Raw genomic sequence first — 2920 nt, 5'->3', positions numbered from 1 at the left:
CCGCCGGGCTGCACCCGGTCCTCGACGTCCTCGCCACCGACACCGCCGCCGTCGCCCTCTACGAGCGCCTCGGCTGGCGACACCTGGGCGACGCCGCCCCGCGGTGGACGGACCGGGTGGTGACCGTGCGCTGCTACGCGGCCCCGTCGTAGCTCACGCCCCCGGGGACCGGCCCACCGCTCACCGCTCACCATTCACCGTTCAGCCCCTGCGCCACGCTCCGAGCGGCTCCTCGGGCCCGAAGACGCCCTGGAGCCCGGAACTCTTGCCGCTCCCCGGACGGCGAGGGAGCATGCCTCCATGACGAACGCCCCGAGCCCCGCCTGGGTACTGGTCGCCGGCCACCGGAACACCACCGGCGCGCCCCGTCCGGCGGCCGCCCTCCGGGCTTGACTGCGCGAGCGCGGCGTCGACTGGATGCCGTTCGCCGGTGACGAGGTCCGCCTGGACCTCCTCCGGTGCGCCGGCCCCGGTGGCAGCCGGCACTGCGTGACGGAGATCCACGTCCACCCCGACGCGCTGCGCCGGCTGGGTCTGCACCCGGAGCAGCCGACGGCCCGTGTCACCGGCCCCGCCCCTCCGGCCTGGTGGCACGCGGAGGCGGAGCGGCTCGCCCGGCGGGGGGCGATCTGACGGGCGCGGATCCGACGGACGAACCGCCACCGTCCGCCCCATTGACGCGGTCATGCCTCCCCCGCATCATCGTGGGAGCGCTCCCACCCCTCGTGTCACACCACCGACCAGACACCGGGCGCCGTGCCGATGCCGTACGCGCCCGAGGAGGACACGCCATGCCCTTCGCACACCGCCTCGCCGACGCCCGGTTACGCCCGCCCCGGCCCTCCGGCGGCGGCCGCAGACGCCCGGCCGCCACCCTGGCCTGTGCCCTGGCCACCGTGGCCGCGCTGGCCGCCGTCCCCCCGGCCCCGGCGGCCGCCGACCAGGCCGCCGAGGCGGCGACCGTCGAGGTCTCCGTCAACGCGGGCGTGGGCCTCGGCACGATCGACAAGGCGGCGTTCGGCGTGAACACCGCGATCTGGGACTCGCACATGAACGACCCCGAGGTGGCCGACCTCATGAGCGCGGCGGGCGTCGGGGTGATGCGGTACCCCGGCGGCTCCTACGGCGACATCTACCACTGGAAGGACCACACCGCCCCCGGCGGATACGTGGCCCCGGGCACCAGCTTCGACGAGTTCATGGGCACCGTCCGCGCCACCGGCTCCCAGCCGATGATCATCGCGAACTACGGCACCGGCACCCCGCAGGAGGCCGCCGACTGGGTCCGCTACGCCAACGTCACCCGCGGCTACGGCGCCAAGTACTGGGAGATCGGCAACGAGATCTACGGCAACGGCCACTACGGCAGCGGCTGGGAGGCGGACGACCACCCGGACAAGAGCCCCCGGGAGTACGCGCGCAACGTCCTCGCCTACGCCGAGGCCATGAAGGCCGTCGACCCGACCATCAAGATCGGCGCCGTGCTGACCACCCCGGGCGACTGGCCCGACGGCATCACCGGCGAGGGTGACTCGGCCGACTGGAACCACACCGTCCTGTCCGCCGTCGCCGGCACCGTCGACTTCGCCGTCGTGCACTCCTACCCCGGCGGGGCCACCGCCGACGAGGCCCTGGACCGGGCCAACCGGCTGCCGGGACAGCTGCGCGAGGTCCGCCGCCAGATCGACCGCTACGCCGGGGCGCGCTCCTCGAAGATCGGCATCGCCCTCACCGAGGTCAACTCCAACGTCCAGATGAACAGCCGTCCCAACGGCCTGTTCGCCGCGGACACCTACATGACGGCGCTGGAGAACGGCGTCTTCAACGTCGACTGGTGGAACACCCACAACGGCCCGGACAAGGTCGGGTCGGTGGACGGCGACACCGACTTCAACGACTACGGCCTGCTCTCCAGCGGCGGCTGCGTCGGCGACGTCTGCCAGCCGGCCGTCAACACGCCGTTCCACCCCTACTACGGCCTGAAGTCCCTCACCAAGCTCGGCCGTCCCGGCGACACCATGGTCGCCTCCTCGACCAGCGACGACCAGGTCTCCTCGCACGCCGTGCACCGCGCCGACGGCTCCCTGAGCGTGATGCTGATCAACAAGGACGCGGACGCCACCCACACGGCGCGGATCGACTACGCCGGGTTCACCCCCACCACCCAGACACCGGTCGTCCACCGCTACGGCCGCGGCGACACCGACGTCACCCGGGTCGCCGCCTCCACGGGCGGCGTGCAGGAACTGCCGCCCTACTCGATCACCACGGTGACCGTCTCCCCGCACTCGGCGGCCGCCTCGGTCGGCGCGCCCGGCGCCCCGAAGGTCACCTCCGTGGACAGCTCCACCGCCACCGTGAGCTGGACCGCCCCCGCGAACGGCAAGGCGGTGCGCTACGAGGTGTACGAACGCCTGGGCACCAACGCCCAGTTGCTCGCCAGCTCGACCTCCACCTCGGCCACGCTGCACAACCTCCCGCCGGGCTCCGAGCACACCGTCAACGTCCTCGCCCGCGACGCCGACGGCCGGCTCTCCCGCCCGTCGGAGCCGCTGACCTTCGCCACGACCGCGCCGCGGGACAGCAGCTGCCTGGTCAACTACCGGGTGGACACCGGCTGGGGCAACGGCTTCGTCGCCACCGTCACGGTGTCCAACCTGGCCGACACCGCGATCAACGGCTGGACGCTGGACTTCACCTGGCCCTCGTCCGGCCAGTCGGTCCAGAGCTCCTGGAACGCCGACGTCACCGGCTCGGGTACGCGCGTCCACGTGACCGACAACGGCCAGAACGCGCTGCTGGCCCCGAAGGGCGGCTCCACCGCCACGTTCGGGTTCGTCGGCGCCAACGACGGGGCCAACCCGACGCCGACGACGTTCACCCTCAACGGCACGGTCTGCCGCACCTCCTGACCGGCCTG

Annotated in this window: 2 protein-coding genes; both read left to right on the top strand. The window is 73.1% G+C overall.

Annotated elements, in window-relative coordinates:
* Positions 1 to 417: 417 nt before the first annotated feature.
* The gene (locus tag HW445_RS24750) at positions 418 to 633 is read left to right on the top strand and encodes a hypothetical protein (protein WP_180223149.1); all 216 of its coding nucleotides are present in this window, start codon (positions 418 to 420) and stop codon (positions 631 to 633) included.
* Positions 634 to 791: 158 nt separating this feature from the next.
* The gene (locus HW445_RS24745; RefSeq protein ID WP_180223148.1) at positions 792 to 2912 is read left to right on the top strand and encodes a cellulose binding domain-containing protein; all 2121 of its coding nucleotides are present in this window, start codon (positions 792 to 794) and stop codon (positions 2910 to 2912) included.
* Positions 2913 to 2920: the final 8 nt, after the last annotated feature.

It is taken from the genome of Streptomyces sp. UH6 (assembly GCF_013421635.1).
GTDB classification, from domain to species: Bacteria; Actinomycetota; Actinomycetes; order Streptomycetales; family Streptomycetaceae; genus Streptomyces; species Streptomyces abyssomicinicus.
This window is presented reverse-complemented; position numbering and strand designations above follow the sequence as displayed.

Coding starts and splice junctions, on each gene's coding strand:
- HW445_RS24750 (WP_180223149.1), top strand. CDS start 418: ATGCCGTTCGCCGGTGACGAGGTCCGCCTGGACCTCCTCCGGTGCGCC.
- HW445_RS24745 (WP_180223148.1), top strand. CDS start 792: ATGCCCTTCGCACACCGCCTCGCCGACGCCCGGTTACGCCCGCCCCGG.